Raw genomic sequence first — 16416 nt, forward strand, 5'->3', positions numbered from 1 at the left:
ACACGGAACCGCCGCCCGGTCTCGAGCCGGGCGGCGTCCGTATGCCCGAACCTGGAGGACCGCGCCATGAGCGGGGAGACCGCACCCGTCGTCGAACCGGGCCTGTACCGGCTGCGCAATGTGGGCAGTGGGCTGCTGCTGGAGGTGTACGGCTCCGCCAAGGGCAGCGGCGCCAATGTGCAACAGGGCAGCGAGAAGCGGGACGGGGTGGGCGCCCAGCACTGGCAGCTCTCACCGGTGCACGAAGGTGCCGCCCTCCACCATCTGACCAACGCGCACAGCGGCAAACGACTGGACGTCGCCAACGCGTCCACGGAGAACGGCGCCAATGTCCAGCAGTGGAAGGCCAACAACTACGGCGCCCAGGAATGGCTGGTCGAACAGCACCTGGATGCGCCGGGCACCGTGACCCTGGTCAGCTTCATCAGCGGACTCGTCCTCGAAGTGGCCGACGGCAGCACGGCGGACGGCGCCAACGTCCAGCAGTGGGAGGACACCGACTCCCCCGGTCAGTGGTGGCAGTTGGAACCGGTGTCCCAGGGGCGCTGAGGGCTGTCCCATCGGCCCTGGGCGCCCCACAGGGATGACGGGACAACCCTCAGGCGCGCCGGGCCAGGTGGACCGTGCGTGCCGTGAGCAGGAAGACGTCCGGGCGGTGGCGCAGCCCGGCCGGGTCGTCGGGATCGAGCAGCCGGTCGAGTACGGCGAGGTCGTCGGCGGCGAGCGCGTCGGCAAACATCTCGCGCCGCCGGGCGAATTCGGCGATGACATGGTCGCGGGCCTGGTCGGAGAGTGGTGCGGGCAGATCGAGCAGGAAGCTGCGGGTGCCCTGCGGAGCCAGCCCCACCGCGGTGAACAGGGCGCTCCAGTCCTCGGTCTCCCGCTTGGCGTCCGGAAGGGACGCCCTCATCTCCTCGAACCAGTCTGCGGTCACCGCGTCGAGCCTCGCCTCCAGGCCCGGCCGGCCGAACCCGATGTCGCGTGGCAGCTGACGGGGCGGCAGCCCGCCCTCGACCAGGGCGACGGTGCCACCCGGGCGCAGCAGCCCGGCGAAACCGGTGAGGACGGCGCGTTGGTCACCCATGTGGTGCAGCGCGTTGCCCGCCCAGATCAGGTCCGCGTCCCCCAGCTTCGCCAGTTCGTCCGGGAGCTCCGCGTGCAGCGTACGGACGCGGTCACCGAGGCCGAGCCGTACGGCGCGGGCCCGGGCGCGCTCCAGCAGCGCCGGGGTGCCGTCCACGGCGACGACTTCGGCTTCCGGGAACGCCTCGGCGAGCAGACACGCGATCACGCCGGGGCCACTGCCGATGTCGAGGACCCGGCGTACCCGCGAGGCGGTGGGAAGACCGGCGATCCAGCGGGCTGCCTCCCGGTACTGCGGGCTGCTGAGCTCGGCGTTCCGCTCCAGGATCGGACCCATGACGTCCCAGTCGAAGTCGGTGGTGTCGTGGTGAGGGCCGTGCCCGGCACGGTCGTGCCTTCCGTGGGCGATGTCGTGGTGAGGGCCGTGGTCGGCATGCTTCGTCATGCGGACAAGACTCGCCCCGTATCAGGTGTCCGGCATAGCCTTGTTGCCGATTCGGCAAGCCGCCGCCGCGCCGGTCCTGTGGACGACGCGGTCGTCGACGGCGCCGGCGCCACTCGTGCGCCAGGCACGTGTGCGCGCCGGCCACGCATTGCGGTCCCGCCGTCAGTCCCGGCGGCGGAACACCAGCAACCGGTACTCCGGGTCGCGGCGCGGCCGGTTCCCGTCGGGCAGAGCCAGCAGCGCCGCCGCGAGCCGGTCGGCCGCCGCCCCCGGCAGCTCCAGACGCGAGACGAAGTCACCCCTGCGCACACTTCGCGCCGCCGCCAGCGGTGTCCGCCCCTGTCCATGGCCGAGGAAGCGGGCCTCCCCCACCACGTCGAGCCCGGCTTCCGCCCCGTACGCGGCGACCAGTTCCTCGCTGTCCGACGGCTTCGGCCTCAGATAGGGGGCGAACGCCTCGTCGATGTCGCTGCCCACGTCGTGCGCCGCGTCCTTGTCGACCGTGGTGACGAACACCCCGCCGGGCCCCAGTACCCGGGCGGCCTCGGACACCACCGCTCGCGCGTCCCCCGCTCCCCGCAGCAGATGCAGCAGCCAGATCGCACCGACCGCGTCCACGGTCGAGGCGCCCAGCGGCAGCCGGCGCGCGTCGCCGAGCGCCACCGCGCCGATCCGCTGCCGGGCAAGCCGCGCCATTCCGTACGAGGCATCGGTGCCCAGCACCTTCAGTCCGGGCCGGGCCGCCGCGATCCGCTGGGTGACCAGCCCCGTACCGCAGCCGATGTCCAGCAGTGTGCGCGCGGACTCCGGGACCAGGCCCAGCACGGCGCGGGCCGCGGACTCGGCCCTGGGCACGCCACCGCGGGTCGCGTCGTAGACAGCCGCCTCGGTGTTGTAGTCGAGCATGCGGACGACTGTAGGACACCGGCCGGACCCAGGGTGGGGGCTGCCGGAAGACTGCGAATACGCGAGGCCGGGGCTCTACGACCGACGGCGCGGCTTGCCGCCCTTGCCGCCCTTGCCGCCCTTCGGGCCGCCGGCACCGCCCCGTGGACTCTTGCCGCCCGACTTGCCGGCCGCGGGCTTCCGCCGCGCGTCACCCGCGTCGGGGCGCTTGCGCTGCTTCGGCTGGGGCGGGGTGGCGGTGCGGCCCCGGGAGCTGTTCACGGTCCGCCCCCGGACGATCCCGATGAAGTCCTCCACCATGTCGGTGGTTGCGTCCTCCGGCCACGACAGTGCGACGCGCGACTCGGGAGCGCCGGTGACCGGCCGGTACGTGAGGTCCTTGCGGTGGTGCAGGCGCGCCAGCGACTGCGGGACGACCAACAGGCCCACTCCTGCAGCCACCAGTTCGATGGCGTCCGCCGTCGTGGCCGGGCGCTCGTTCGCGGGCCGTCCCGGCGGACGCTCCCAGTCGAGGGTGTCGTCGAGGGGATGCAGCACGATCTCGTCGGCCAGATCCTCGGCGGACACCTCGTCGACCGCGGCCGCGATGTGGTCCTTCGGGATCACGACCACCGTCGTCTCGGTGTACAGGGGGATCGCGCTGAGGTCCGTCCGGTCGATCGGCAGCCGCACGAATCCCGCGTCGGCGCCGCCGCCCCGCAACACGTCGGATGCCTCCGCGGCGGTCACCGCGACGAGGGTCAGGGGGATCTCGGGCAGCCGCTCGTTCCAGATACGCACCCACTTGGTCGGCGTCACGCCTGGTACATACGCAAGCCGGAAAGAAGGGGGGATCTCGGAGCCTGTCACCCCGCCAGGTTACCGGTCGTGGTCGGAGGTATCGCACACGCTCGCTACTCTTGACACCATGACGTCGCACCAGACCACCCAGACCATGAAGCCCGCGACCGCGGCGAAGAAACTGGGTGTGTACCTCGAGGCCACCCCCACCGAGTTCCAGGAGGGTGTCGTCTCGCGCAGCGAGCTCAACGCGCTGCAGGCCGATCCGCCCGAGTGGCTGCAGGAACTGCGGCGCAACGGCCCCCACCCCCGTCCGGTGGTCGCGGCGAAGCTCGGCATCTCCATCTCGGGTCTCGCGCGTGGCGGCATCACGGACGCCCTCACCACGGAGCAGATCGAGGCGCTGAAGAAGGAGCTTCCCGAGTGGCTGCAGAAGGAACGCGCCACCCAGGCCGAGGTCCGGAAGGAAGCGGTCCGCATCAAGGAGATGAACGCGGAGAAGCAGGCGGAGCGCGGCGACCAGACCCGCTGACCTCGTCTCCCCCGTGCTCGACGGCGGTGGGCGCCGCGTGCGCGGGCACACCCGGGAGGCGCACGGGGAGGCGGTGGAGCGCGACGACACCCCTACGCGTCGGCTCGCCGCGCACCCCGGGTTCGGCGCGGCGCCCTGACGAGCGCGGCGCCCTGGTTCCGCCGCCGTGACATCGCACCGTGCGCTGCGCCCCCCGTTCCGTCACCGGCGTCACTCGCGTCTCGTCAGTGCGCGCCGTGCACCGCAGCGACCGCCTCCACCCGAGCCGCCAGCGTCAGATCCTTCTCGGTGACCACACCGCCCGCATCGTGCGTGTGCACCGCCAGGGCAACAGTGTTGTAGCCGAGCGTCAGATCGGAGTGATGGTTCAGCTCGTCCTGGATCTGAGCGACATGGACGGCCAGTGCGGCGGCGGCGAAGTGCGAGGCGAGCCGGTAGGTGCGGGTGATCCGGTCACCCTCCAGCGCCCATCCGGGCAGCTCGCTCAGCCGGTCCTCGATCTCTTTCTGCGACAGCGGTTCGGTGGGCACGGGGCGGCTCCCTCACGAGGTCGGTTGCTGATGGGCGGTGGCGGTGACGTTACGGTCTCCGTATGACAACTGTCGCGCTAGACACGGGGGTAGGGCCACTGCTGCGCAGCTGGCGTCAGCAGCGGCGGATCAGTCAGCTGGAGCTGGCCCTGCGCGCCGACTCCTCGGCCCGTCACATCTCGTTCATCGAGACGGGCCGCTCGCGCCCCAGCGAGGAGATGATCCTGCGGCTGGCCGATCATCTCGACATCCCGGTCAGGGAACGCAACGCCCTGCTGTTGGTGGCCGGTTACGCGCCACGCTACGCGGAGACCGCGCTCGACGACCCGGCGATGGGCGCGCTGCGCGACGGCATGGACCAGCTGTTGCAGGGGTACGACCCGTATCCGGCGCTCGTCGTCGACGGCACCTACACCGTGGTGGCGGCCAATCGAGGCATCGCGATGCTGCTGGAAGGGGTCGCGGAGCATCTGCTCGCGCCACCGCTGAACGCCATGCGGCTCACCCTCCATCCGCAGGGTCTCGCTCCGCGCATCCGTAACCTGCGTGCGTGGCGGGCCGATCTGCTGGCCCAGATGGAGCGTCAGATCGCGCTGGCCCGTTCGGCGGAGCTGCGTGAACTGTACGAGGAGGTCGCCGCCTATCCGGTGCCGGAGGGCGCCGACGGTCGGGACGAGCCGGCCGGGCCGTCTTCGGCGCTGTCGTTCGCGCTGCCGCTGGTGATCGAGTACCGCGGGCGGGTGCTGTCGTTCGTCTCGTCCATCGCGACGTTCAACACGCCGATGGATGTCACGGTGGCCGAGTTGGCGATCGAGACGTTCCTGCCCGCCGATCAGGAGACCGCCTCGTATCTGCGCTCGCTCGCCTCCTGAGGTCCGCCGTCACGTGCGTCCCCGGCCGGGCACGAGGTGTCACTTCTTGGCGAGGGGGCGGGTCCACGGGGCGTCGGTGCGGGCCAGGACGGTCGCGGCCGCGCTCGCCGCGGCCAGGATGACCGCGGCGAGCAGCACGGGCAGCGTCGGGTGTCCGTTCAGGACGGCGAGGGCTCCGACGACGGCGCCGAGCAGCATGGCGCAGGCCGAGACCACCCGCCGGCCGGCCCTGTTGCCGCCTCCTCCGGTGAGATGGCTGTCGGCGGCGATGCCGGTGATCGTGAGGGTCAGCACGGTGGTGGTGAGGTCGGGAACCGCGAGAGCGCGGGAGACGGCGTTCTGCACGCCGAGGCCGAGGGCGAGCAGCACGATGAGGGTGAAGCGGGCCCCTCCCACGAACGGAGTGCCGGACACCACCGTGACGATCAGGGCGGCCGCGACGCACACGGTCTCGGCGAGGAGCGCGTACTGGAGCATTCTGCCCCGGTGGGCGTGCGTGCGGTGCACGAGCAGGCCGCCGAGCAGCGCCCCGGTGGCGAAGGCGGCGAGCGCGACGAGCGAGGCGGCGAGCGAGAAGCCTGCGGCCCCGGCGAACGCGAAGCCGGAGAAGACCACGTTGCCGGTCATGTTCGCCACGAAGACCCTGCCCAGCTGCAGATAGCTGACGGCGTCGACCAGGCCGGTGACGACGGTCAGGGCGAGCATCAGGGGCGGCAGGGGCCCGTGCCGGTCGCTCATGTCAGGCACGAGGGTGCCCCAGGCGTCACGCAGCAGGACGGGCATGGGCACGCTCCAATCACCGGGACGGAATCAGGATTGTGCCGTGAGCGGGGCGCGGAACGCAGGACCGCCGCAGCGTGTGCCGCCCCCGCACCGCTGGGCGGGGGCGGCACACGTCGTGGGAGCGCGAAGCGGTTATACGCGCGCCCCGTTGTCGAGCGGGTCCCGGCGTTTCGCTCCCGCGCCGGACGTGCGTCCGGAGGCGCGCTTGCGGGCGGGCGGCGGGGTCTTGGCTCTCTTCTCCAGGGTGAGAGCGACCGGTACGGCGGTCAGGACGGAGGAGTACGTACCGACGCCGATGCCGATGAGCAGGGCGAGCGCGAAGTCCTCGAGGGAGTCGCCGCCCAGCACGGCGAGGGCGGCCAGGATGAAGAGGGCGCCCATGCCGGTGTTGACGGTTCTGGGCACCGTCTGCACGACGGCACGGTTGGCGATGGTTTTCACGGGTTCGCGGCGTGCCTTCGCCCACAGTTCGCGGACCCGGTCGAAGACGACCACCGAGTCGTTGACGGAGTAGCCGATGACGGTCAGGAGTGCGGCCAGGAAGATGCCGTCGACGGTGCGGCCGAGCCAGGCGAACGCGCCGACCAGCAGGATGACGTCGTGGACGAGCGCGGCGACCGATGCCAGGGCGAACGTCCAGCGGAACCGGACCGCCAGATACACGAGTTGCACGAGGACGGCGACGGCGAGTGCGATCAGCGCATTGCGCCGGAGTTCGTCGCCGAGGCTGGGTCCGATGAGTTCGTCGCGGACCTTGGTGGTGTGGCCGCCCTCCTCGGCGAGGGCGGCACGCAGGGCATGCTCCTCGTGGTTGTCGAGGTCTCCCGTACGTACCGAGAGGTCGCCGGCGCCCGCCGTGGTGACCTCGGCGTCGCCGAATCCCGCTCCGGCCAGGACGGTGCGGGCGGTCTGCACGTCGACGGGCCGGCTGGTGGAGTACTCGACGAGCCGGCCGCCGGTGAACTCCACGCCCAGGTTGACACCTCGTACGACGATGCCGAGGACCGCGACGGCGATCAGCGCCGTGGAGATCAGCAGCCAGCGGCGGGGGGACCGGAACAGCTGCGGGTCACGCCGGGCCAGCCAGGTCCGTACGCGTCCGGGGCGTGCGATGCCGTTGACCCCCCGGTAGTCACCGACGAACCGCGAGCGGGACGCGATCTCGGTGAGGGCGCGAGCGATGACCAGCGCCGAGAACATCGACGCGAGAACTCCGATGGCGAGCGTGACCCCGAAGCCCTTGACCGGTCCCGAGCCGAGGAAGAAGAGCAGACCGGCCGCGATCAGTGTGGTCACGTTGGAGTCGGCGACCGCGCTCCAGGCGTTACGGAACCCGGCGGTCATCGCGGAGCGCAGGGAGCGGCCGGTCCGTTCCGCGTACTCCTCTCTGGCGCGTTCGAAGACCAGCACGTTCGCGTCGACCGCCATCCCGATGGCGAGGACGAATCCGGCGAGTCCGGGGAGGGTGAGGGTGACTCCGAGGGCGACCAGTGCGGCGTACGAGATGACTCCGTACGCGGCCAGGGCCACTGCGGCGAGGGCGCCGAAGAGCCGGTAGACGAACGTGATGAAGAGGGCGGTGGCGGCGGCGCCGATGAGGGCGGCCCGGGCGCTGGCGTCGATGGCGGCGGCGCCGAGCGTCGGGCCGACGGTCCGCTGTTCGACGATCTCGACGGGGAGGGGCAGCGCGCCGCCTTTGATGAGCAGCGCGAGATCGCGGGCCTCGTCGGCGCCGAAGGAGCCGGTGATCTGCGTGGAGCCGGACGGGAGGCCCACGTTGCAGCCGACGGACGGGGCGACCTGGGGCGAGGAGATGACCCGGTCGTCGAGGACGATGGCGACCCGCCGCCGTTCGTCCTGAGCGGGATGGCAGGCGGCTTCGCCGGTCAGCCTGGTCCAGTCCCGGCCCGCGCCCTTGTGGAAGTCGAGGGCGACGGTCCAGCCGGCGCCCTGCTGGGCATCGAAGGAGGCCCCGGCGTCCTTGACGCCCGCGCCGGTGAGCCGGGCCGGGCCGAGGGCGAGAGGGCGGCCCTCCTCGTCGGGCAGCGTCAGCCCGGCGGCCTTGCCCTTTTCCAGTTCCGTGCCCGGACCCGGGCCCCGGACGGCGTGGAAGCTGAGCTGGGCGGTCCTGCCGATGACTTCGGCGGCCTTGCGCGGGTCCTGGACGTCGGGCAGTTCGACGATGATCCGGTCCTCCCCGGACCGGGTCAGGGTCGGTTCGGAGACGCCGAGCGAGTCGATCCGCCGGCGCAGCACCTCAAGGGTCCGGTCGGTGCTCTCCCGGTCCGCCTTCGCGGTGGCGGAGTCCTCGGCCTGGAGCACCATCCTGGTGCCGCCCTGAAGATCGAGGCCGAGTCTGGGTGACATGGTCAGCGTGATGAGCACGGAGACGAGCAGCACGGCCGCAGCCAGGACCGCTCGCACCGAGGTGGCGCGAGTCATGGAAATCCTCCGAGGGACGCCGGCCGCCCTCACCTCGGCGAGGACGCGCCGTCAGATCTGTCGAGCAGAACGGTGGCCGAGGGAACGGTCCGTCCTCGGAGGGCCCCGTACGCCGGGGAGCGCCACGCGGAAGCGGTCGGCTGAGAAGGAGAGGGCGTCCGGCGCCTGTTGCCGAGCGGGAAGCGGTACCTGGATGTCGCCCGGCCCCGGCAACAGGGCGCCGCCGGGGCCGGGCGGCGGGAGCTGGTGCTGAATGCGGATATGGCCGGTGGCGACCCAGGGGCGGGGAACGGCCGGAAGGTCTGTGCGGTCGTGGCCGGTCGCCGTGGCCGTGCGGGTCCACCGGGTGTCGTGCGGGGGGCCGGTGCGCGCGGTCAGGTCGGTGCGCCGGGCGGGCGTCGGAGCGTCGGGCGTGTGCGCGGCGGCGGACTCGGGGCCGGACAGGGAGCGTGGCGGGGTTACGCCTCCGGTGGCCGCGATGGCCGCGGACGCGCCGCCGACGACGGTGAACACGACGAGGAGGAGCACGACCAGGGCCTGACGGGCCACCGCGGCACGCCCTCGGCCCGCCGTACGGGGGGCCGGGCTGGCCGTTCGCCGTCTCGGAGGTGCGTACCCCGCGGGCAGCGGCCCCAGGGAGGTGGTCACCTGACCGGGCCGGGCCGGGCGGGTGCCGCGCCGGCCTTCCGGAGCGCGGAGCCGAGGATCAGTCCCGCGCCGCGGACCACCGTGGTGGTCGGGTCGTCGGCGAGCCGCACCGGAACCCCGAGGCGGACCGCGATCCGGTTGGTGATGTCGGGGCGCAGCGCACCGCCTCCGGCGAGCAACGGCCCCTTGCGCAGGGCTCCGAGGACCGCGCCGTGCCGGTCCTGCCGCCACATCTCCATGATCATGTCCAGTGCGGTGCGGACGACGGCGGTGGGTGGCTCGGTGGGTCCGAGGTCACTGAGCCCGTTCTCGGCCTGGCGGGCGTCACGGACCATTCCATCGACCAGGAGGGTGACTTCGGTCAGCTCGGCGCCGATGTCGACGACGAGCAGCGGGCCGCCGTCCTGCGGTCCGGCGTATGCGGCGGCGGCTCTGGCGCTGTCCAGCACGATGATGCTCGTCGGCCCGAGTGCGGCGAGCAGCTCCCGCACCTCGGCCCGGTGTTCGGGCCCGGCGAGTACCGGGTGACTGAGGACGATCAAGCTCTCGCTCCGGTCGGCGCCCAGAGCCGTGTCGGCGATGCGGCTGAGCATCCGGCCGCAGGACTCGGGGTCGACGATGCGCCCGCGCCGGACCGGACGGACGTGACCGGACCCGTCGGGGCCACCGGTGGACTCGGCGTCGGTGACGATGCCGAGTCCGGGGATCCAGGCGCGGGTGCGGGAACTGCCGAGGTCGAGGGCGAGTCCGCGGGTGACACCGCGGTATCCGTCGCGGAGGCACCGGCCGTGTCGCCGTCCGTCGTGCGGAGAATGCATCGTCCCTCATCCCCCGGCCTGCCGCAGCAGCCGTTCACACACGCGTCGACCCGTCGATAGCGAGGCACGACCGAGCCCTCACTATGCAATAAGAAGGCAAAGAAAGCCACTCTCAGGCAAAATCCAAGGCCCGGCGCGCCGTCCGTCCACCCTCGCGGGCGGGCGCCCGAGTGTTCCGCCCCTCACACCTCCGACGGCAGGAACTCGGCGATCAGCTCGGCGAACTCGTCCGGTGCGGCGATCCGTACGCCGAGATCCTCCGCCTTGGTGCGCTTGGACCCGGCCTTCTCCCCGGCGACCAGCAGCGTGGTGCGCTTGGAGACGCTGGACGAGGACTTCCCGCCGGCCCGCTCGATCAGCTCGTTCATCTGGTTCCGCGAGAGCTTCTCAAGCGCCCCGGTCATGGCTCCGGTGACCACCACCGTCATCCCGTCCAGCGGCCGTTCGGCCGCCGCCTCGCCGTCCGCAGGGGCAGCTGCGCCCTCCGCGTTCTCCTCGCCGGGCTCCGGCGGCGGCGTCGCACCAGGCTCGGCCATGTTGACCCGGGCGGCGACCAGCTTCTCGATCAGCGGGGCGAGTTCCACCAGCTCCGCGACGACGGCCGCGGCCTTCTCCTTGCCGATGCCGTCCACCCGCTGGAGCGCATCGGCATCGGCGGCCCGGATCCGGTCCATGGTCGCGAAGTAGCGGGCGATCCGCCGCGACATGGAGCGCCCGGTGCCCCGCACCCCGAGCGCGCAGAAGACCCGGGAGAGCGGCCGGCTGCGCGCCGTCTCGATGGCGGCCAGCAGATTGTCGGTGCTGGTCTCGCCCATCCGCTCCAGGCCGAGCAGCTGCTCGCGTTCGAGCGTGAAGAGATCGGCGAAGTCGGCGACCAGTCCGGCATCGACGAGCTGGACGACGCGGGTCGCCCCGAGCCCTTCGATGTCGAGCTGGTCGCGTCCGGCCGCGTACGAGATGGAGGCGACCAGTCGGCAGTCCCGGCCCCGGACACAGCGCCAGCGCTGCTCACCGGTGTCGATCTCGGAGCCGCACTGCGGGCAGGTCTCCGGGAAGACGATCGGCTTCTCGTCCCCGGTCCGCAGATGGGCGACGGGGGCTTCGATGCGGGGGATGATGTCGCCCGCCTTGTAGACCATCACCCGGTCGCCCAGGCGGAGATCGCGGCGGGTGATGTCGGCCGGGTTGTGCAGCGTGGCGTAGCTGACGGTCGATCCGTCGATCTCGACCGGCTCCAGCACGGCGCGCGGCGCGATGATGCCGGTCCTGCCGACGTTCCACTCGACAGCGAGGAGCCGGGTGACCTTCTCGACGGCCGGGAGCTTGTACGCGATGGCCCAGCGCGGCGCCCGGGTACCCGAACCGGCTTCGCGCTGGTCGGCCGCCAGATCCGCCTTGATCACGATGCCGTCGATGCCGAACGGCAACGAGGCGCGCAGCGCGGCGACTTCCTCGACCCGGGCCTGCACCTCCTCGACGGTGGTGACGGTGCGCGGCGCCACGTCCGTGTCCGCCGCGGTGTGCACACCGAGCCCGGCGACGTACTCCAGGACCTCGCTGTGCGGGAGTTCGGCCAGGGTGCCGGTCAGCTCGCCGGACTCCGGCAACGGCAGGGCACCGTACGCGAAGAACGTCATCTCGACCGTGTAGGGGCGGTCCTTGGCGCGGAGGGTTCCCGCCGCGCCGTTCCTCGGGTTGGCGAAGGGGGCGCCGCCGTGCTCGGTGCGCACGGTGTTGGCCTGTTCGAACTGCTCGTTCGTCATCAGGATCTCGCCGCGTATCTCGATCGTCACCGGCTCGCCGAGCTGTTCCGGAAGCCCGACGACGGTGCCGATCGCATGCGACACGTCCTCTCCCGCGGTGCCGTCGCCCCGGGTGATCAGGCGCTCCAGGCGGCCCGACCGGTAACGGGCGGCGACCGCGAGCCCGTCGAGCTTCGGCTCCACGGACCAGGCGGCCACCGGTCTGCCGATCCGGCGCTCCAGGGACGCCGTCCAGGTGACGAACTGCTCGGCGGAGAACACATTGTCCAGGGAGAGCATCGGAACCGTGTGCGGCACGTCCCCGCCCGCTGCACCGCCGGCGACCTTGCCGGTCGGTGAGGCGGCCAGCACGTCCAGCGGATGCGCCTCCTCGTACGCGGCGATCCCGCGTACCAGCCGGTCGTACGCGTCGTCGTCGAGCGTGCTCTCGCCCGTGGCGTAGTACGCGGCGGCGGCCGCCGAGGCTTCTTCGACCGCGGCGGCGTAGGCGGCGGCATCGGCGAGCACAACAGCTGAGTTCGTCATGGCCCCCATCCTGCCGCCCACCACTGACAACGCCCCTCAGCCGGACGCCTGCACGGTCCCGTCCGCCTCGCCCGCGTCATCCGCACCATGGGACGTCAGCGGCACCTGCGGCCCGGAGCACTCCCGCAGCCAGCGCCGCAGCACCTCGTGCACCTGCTCGGCCCCCACCAGCTCCGCGTCCGGCTCCGCCGATGCGTGGAAGGCCACCGGATCCGACATGGACCGGGGCCAGAGCAGGAACGGCAGCGACTGCCGGCCGCCGAGTCCGCCGTGCGAGCCGATCTGTTCCTCGAAGGCGTGCACGCAGCCCGTGTCCGGGTCGTACATCGAGTTGACCATCACGTCCGCGACGTGCGGGAAGGTGTCGGTGCGCCGCACCGCGGCCGCCGCGCCCGGGCCGAACGGGGTCAGTGGGCCTTCCCCGTCCTGCAGTTCCGACACCGGGATCTCGGCGCCGCCGCGCCCCAGCACGACCGATCCGTGCCGCTCGCTGCGGACCAGCAGGAAGCCGATGCCCGGGTGGTTGGCCAGGGTGCGGAGCAGCGCGGGGTGCCGGCGGTCGAGCTGTTCGCGGGCCGCGCGTCCGTCGATGTCGGGGAAGGAGATCAGTCCGAGGTTGCCGGAGGCCAGGACGATCGGGTCCGACGGGGGTCCGGCGTGCTCCACCGCGCTCTCCTCGACGGGCCGGTGCAGGGCGATCCGTACCGCGTCACGCGCCTCCGAGGCACTCTTCGTATGCTGCGCCCGGCGCGGCACGGGCAGCCCGCAGCCCGCCCGCACCAGCTCCTTGAGCGTCAGCCCGTACACCCCCGCAAAGGTCTCCCCCGGGCTCTGTCCGTGGTCGGAGAGCAGCACGATCCGGTAGGTGCGCGGGGTGTGTTCGGCGACTTTGACGATCAGGGCGAGCGAACGGTCCAGCCGTGCCAGGACCTTCTCCGCGTCCCGGCTGTGCGGCCCGGAGTGGTGCGCCACTTCGTCGTACGCGACCAGGTCGGCGTAGACGGCGGTGCGCCCGGCGAACATGTCGCCGATGACCGCGGCGACCACCACATCGCGTTCGACGACGGTCGCGAAGGCGCGGATGAAGGGGTAGAGCCCGCCGCGCTTGATCCGGGGTGTGTCCTTCCGGAGCCTCGCCCGGGTCGACTGGACGATCTCCCGGACGACCTCGGCGACGAACGACAGCGCGGTACGGACGGCGTTGGCCGGGTCGGAGAAGTAGGCGAAGTAACCGGCCCGTGAGCGGCGGCCCTTGCCGCGCCTGGCGGCCATCGACAGCACGAGCGCGAGCTGGTCGGCGCCGCCGCTGAAGAGATTGCCGCGGCTGGCTCCGTCGAGGGTCAGCAGCCCGCCGTCATGGGTGCGCACGATGGCGCGCCGCTGCAGTTCGAGGGCGCTCGCGGGTCTGCTGGAGACCATGACGTCGCCGGTCTCCTTCTCGTACCAGCGGAAGGCGGGTATGTCGTAGTTGCTGCCGTGCAGAATGCCCAGCTGGCTGGCGCCGGTCTGGCTGGACCAGTCGGTGCGCCACGGGGTGAGCCGGTGGCTCGACCCGTCGCCGAGCCAGTGCGCGACGGTGGGCATCAGCCCGTCGGCGGCTGCCTGCGCGAGGACGTGGTGGCCGACGCCGTCGAGCTGGATGAAGACCGTTCCGGGTGGTCCATCGCGACCCGTGTCCACGCCCCGGCCCGTGCCGGTGCGACGGCGGCGCCGGTCGGCGAGGCGCGAGAGTCTGCGGCGGTAGGCGTTGTCGTCGCGTACGGCGAGCGCGGTGGATGTCGCGGAGGCGACGGCGGACATCACGGCGGCGACGACGACCGCGGTCTCGGGGTTGGCGGCGCCGCGCCCGTCCGGGGTGAGCCGCAGGGCGACCAGCAGCAGCGAGCCGTTGAGGAAGAAGACCAGCATCCCCAGGACGAGGGCGGGCACGATGAGCAGTGCCCGGACGAGAGCCGGCCAGACCAGCGCGGAGAGCAGACCGAACGCGCCCGCGCCCCAGGCCGCCGTGAACGCGATCCTGGTGATGCTGTCACCGTTGTCCGACTGGAGCTGGAAGTCCGGCAGAATCCCGGCGAGTACCAGCATCGTGAGGGTCGAGACTGCCCACACCACGATCACTCGCACGAGGGCGCTGCCGGCCGTTCGCCATCGCCCGTCACTCACGCCGTCCCACCTCACACGTCCGGGCCGCGTTGCTGCTGAGGGCCCGTCCCCAGCCTTTCACAGGGGGCTCGTACGGCGCGGAGCACCGGGCGGCGGTCAGCAGCCGTCGTAACCGGCGGTCGGCATGGAGAGCCTGCGGTGCACGCTCGCCTTCGTGCGGCTGCTGTACGACGGCTCGTCGAGACCGGCGAACTCCAGCCGTACGCCGCGCCGCTCGCACTCCGCGGCGAACTGCGGCACCGACGTCAGTGCCCGGGCGAGGACTCGGTCGTTGGGGGCCACGAACAGTTCGATGTCGCCGCCCTCGACATCCGACCACAGTGCGTGGTGGTCGGGGCGCAGGCCGTAGAAACGCAGCTCGCGCGTGACGACATAGCCCTTGTCCGCGGCCCACCGGGCGCACATGGCCTGCTGGCTGCGGGTGTCCACGAGGAACGGGTCGCTGTCGAGCTCCTCGAGCGGTGTGAGACTGGCGATCGCCGCCACCCGTACGTCCCGTACGTCCCCCATGGGCGTTCCCCCCGTGCTAGGCGTACCGGCGACCCTACCGCTCCGACACTCGTACAAAAAGGCGCATGTCAGGACGGGAGGCGTACGGGGCGGGAGCGCGCCGCCGCCCCCGCGCCGGGGCGGAACCCGGGGCGGGGGCGGCGGGAGGTCAGTCGTCGAGAGACGTCATGACGTGCTTGATGCGCGTGTAGTCCTCGAAGCCGTACGCGGAGAGGTCCTTGCCGTAGCCCGACTGCTTGTAGCCGCCGTGCGGCATCTCGGCGACGAGCGCCATGTGCGTGTTGATCCACACACAGCCGAAGTCGAGGTTCTTGGACATCCGCATCGCCCGTGCGTGGTCCTTGGTCCATACGGAGGAGGCGAGGGCGTAGTCGACGCCGTTGGCGTACGCGACCGCCTGGGCCTCGTCGGCGAACGACTGGACGGTCATGACGGGGCCGAAGACCTCGTTCTGGACGATCTCGTCGTCCTGGCGCAGGCCGGAGACGACGGTCGGGGCGTAGAAGTAGCCCTTGTCGCCGACCCGGTGGCCGCCCGCCTCGACCCTGGCGTGCTCCGGCAGCCGGTCGATGAAGCCGCTGACCTGGGCGAGCTGACCTGCGTTGTTGAGCGGGCCGTACAGCACGTCCTCGTCGTCCGGTCGGCCCGTCTTCGTGCCGGTGGCGGCCTTGGCGAGCGCGGTGACGAACTCGTCGTGGACCGACTCGTGGACGAGGACTCGGGTCGCCGCCGTGCAGTCCTGACCGGCGTTGAAGAAGCCGCCGACGATCAGGTCCTCGACCGCCTTCTGCAGGTCCGCGTCCTCGAAGACGACGGCCGGGGCCTTGCCGCCCAGCTCCAGGTGTACCCGCTTGACGTCCTTGGCCGCGCTCTGCGCGACCTGGATGCCGGCCCGGACGGAACCGGTGATGGAGGCCATCGCCGGGGTCGGGTGCTCGACCATCAGCCGGCCGGTCTCGCGGTCGCCGCAGATGACGTTGAAGATGCCGCGGGGCAGCTCCAGCTCCTCCAGCACGCCGCCGATGATCTCGGCGATCAGCACGGTGGACGCCGGGGTGGTGTCCGAGGGCTTGAGGACCACCGCGTTGCCTGCGGCGAGCGCCGGGGCGAACTTCCAGACCGCCATCAGCAGCGGGTAGTTCCACGGTGCGACCTGCGCGCAGACGCCGACCGGCTCGCGGCGGATGATCGAGGTCATGCCCTCCATGTACTCGCCGGCCGAGCGGCCTTCGAGCATCCGCGCCGCACCCGCGAAGAAGCGGACCTGGTCGATGGCCGGGGCCAGTTCCTCGCTGCGGGTGAGGTGGAGCGGCTTGCCCGTGTCCCGGCTCTCCGCCGCCACCAGCTCGTCGGCCCGCGCCTCCATCGCGTCGGCGATCTTCAGCAGGGCCAGCTGCCGTACGGAGGGGGTGGTGTCGCGCCATACGGGGAACGCGGCGGCAGCGGCCGCCATCGCCGCGTCGACGTCCGCGGCACCGGAGAGCGGGGAGGTGGCGTAGACGTCGCCGGTGCTGGGGTCCACGACATCGAGCGTGCGGCCGTCCGAGGCGTCGGCGAAGGTGCCGTCGATGTAATTGCGGAACGTGGTGCTCATGGAACCGGTCTCTCTCGTGGTC

At 71.9% G+C, this 16416-nt stretch carries 15 protein-coding genes; 3 read left to right on the top strand and 12 right to left on the bottom strand.

From position 1 onward, the window contains the following. Positions 1-66 precede the first annotated feature (66 nt). Positions 67-549, top strand: a complete 483-nt coding sequence (locus OHB49_RS08420) for an RICIN domain-containing protein (RefSeq protein ID WP_329159162.1) — start codon at positions 67-69, stop codon at positions 547-549. A gap of 49 nt (positions 550-598) precedes the next feature. Here OHB49_RS08420 and OHB49_RS08425 read toward each other — a convergent pair whose 3' ends face one another. The 3 genes from OHB49_RS08425 to OHB49_RS08435 all read right to left on the bottom strand — a co-directional run bounded on the left by OHB49_RS08425 (position 599) and on the right by OHB49_RS08435 (position 3283). After that, a complete protein-coding gene (locus OHB49_RS08425) occupies positions 599-1528 on the bottom strand; it encodes a class I SAM-dependent methyltransferase (RefSeq protein ID WP_329159163.1) in 930 nt (309 codons plus the stop codon). Between the two features lie 162 nt (positions 1529-1690). Next, positions 1691-2434, bottom strand: coding sequence for a class I SAM-dependent methyltransferase (locus OHB49_RS08430; RefSeq protein WP_329159165.1), 744 nt, complete (start codon positions 2432-2434; stop codon positions 1691-1693). A gap of 75 nt (positions 2435-2509) precedes the next feature. Continuing rightward, positions 2510-3283, bottom strand: a complete 774-nt coding sequence (locus OHB49_RS08435) for a LysR family substrate-binding domain-containing protein (protein WP_329159166.1) — start codon at positions 3281-3283, stop codon at positions 2510-2512. A gap of 58 nt (positions 3284-3341) precedes the next feature. Here OHB49_RS08435 and OHB49_RS08440 point away from each other — a divergent pair, with 58 nt between their 5' ends. Beyond that, entirely contained in the window at positions 3342-3746 is a 405-nt protein-coding gene (locus OHB49_RS08440; RefSeq protein WP_030971941.1) for a DUF5997 family protein, read from the top strand. Between the two features lie 224 nt (positions 3747-3970). Here the strand turns inward: OHB49_RS08440 and OHB49_RS08445 are convergent, their stop codons facing one another. Further along, positions 3971-4276 carry a 4a-hydroxytetrahydrobiopterin dehydratase gene (locus OHB49_RS08445; RefSeq protein WP_030971938.1) on the bottom strand — a complete coding sequence of 102 codons (306 nt, stop codon included), beginning with the start codon at positions 4274-4276 and terminating at the stop codon, positions 3971-3973. Between the two features lie 62 nt (positions 4277-4338). Between OHB49_RS08445 and OHB49_RS08450 the strand changes: the two genes are divergently transcribed. Beyond that, on the top strand, positions 4339-5148 hold the full coding sequence (locus OHB49_RS08450) for a helix-turn-helix domain-containing protein (RefSeq protein WP_030971936.1): 810 nt from the start codon (positions 4339-4341) through the stop codon (positions 5146-5148). Positions 5149-5187: 39 nt separating this feature from the next. Here the strand turns inward: OHB49_RS08450 and OHB49_RS08455 are convergent, their stop codons facing one another. The 8 genes from OHB49_RS08455 to OHB49_RS08490 form a co-directional block, all read right to left on the bottom strand. Beyond that, positions 5188-5931 (bottom strand): YoaK family protein, encoded by a 744-nt coding sequence (locus tag OHB49_RS08455; protein WP_329159171.1) that lies wholly within the window; start codon positions 5929-5931, stop codon positions 5188-5190. Positions 5932-6063: 132 nt separating this feature from the next. Further along, on the bottom strand, positions 6064-8373 hold the full coding sequence (secD, locus tag OHB49_RS08460) for a protein translocase subunit SecD (protein ID WP_329159173.1): 2310 nt from the start codon (positions 8371-8373) through the stop codon (positions 6064-6066). Between the two features lie 51 nt (positions 8374-8424). After that, positions 8425-8922: a hypothetical protein gene (locus OHB49_RS08465; protein ID WP_329159174.1), complete on the bottom strand. Its 498-nt coding sequence runs from the start codon at positions 8920-8922 to the stop codon at positions 8425-8427. A 95-nt stretch (positions 8923-9017) separates the two neighbouring features. Next, positions 9018-9839, bottom strand: a complete 822-nt coding sequence (locus tag OHB49_RS08470; protein ID WP_329159176.1) for a rod shape-determining protein — start codon at positions 9837-9839, stop codon at positions 9018-9020. Positions 9840-10021: 182 nt separating this feature from the next. Then, positions 10022-12136, bottom strand: a complete 2115-nt coding sequence (ligA, locus tag OHB49_RS08475) for an NAD-dependent DNA ligase LigA (protein WP_329159179.1) — start codon at positions 12134-12136, stop codon at positions 10022-10024. 27 nt (positions 12137-12163) lie between these two features. After that, positions 12164-14290, bottom strand: coding sequence for a phage holin family protein (locus OHB49_RS08480; RefSeq protein ID WP_329159181.1), 2127 nt, complete (start codon positions 14288-14290; stop codon positions 12164-12166). A gap of 96 nt (positions 14291-14386) precedes the next feature. Next, positions 14387-14800, bottom strand: coding sequence for a hypothetical protein (locus OHB49_RS08485; protein ID WP_030971923.1), 414 nt, complete (start codon positions 14798-14800; stop codon positions 14387-14389). Positions 14801-14948: 148 nt separating this feature from the next. After that, the gene (locus OHB49_RS08490) at positions 14949-16394 is read right to left on the bottom strand and encodes a gamma-aminobutyraldehyde dehydrogenase (RefSeq protein WP_329159184.1); all 1446 of its coding nucleotides are present in this window, start codon (positions 16392-16394) and stop codon (positions 14949-14951) included. Between the last annotated feature and the right edge of the window lie 22 nt (positions 16395-16416).

The sequence above is a fragment of the Streptomyces sp. NBC_01717 genome (genome assembly GCF_036248255.1).
In the GTDB taxonomy this organism is placed as follows: domain Bacteria; phylum Actinomycetota; class Actinomycetes; order Streptomycetales; family Streptomycetaceae; genus Streptomyces.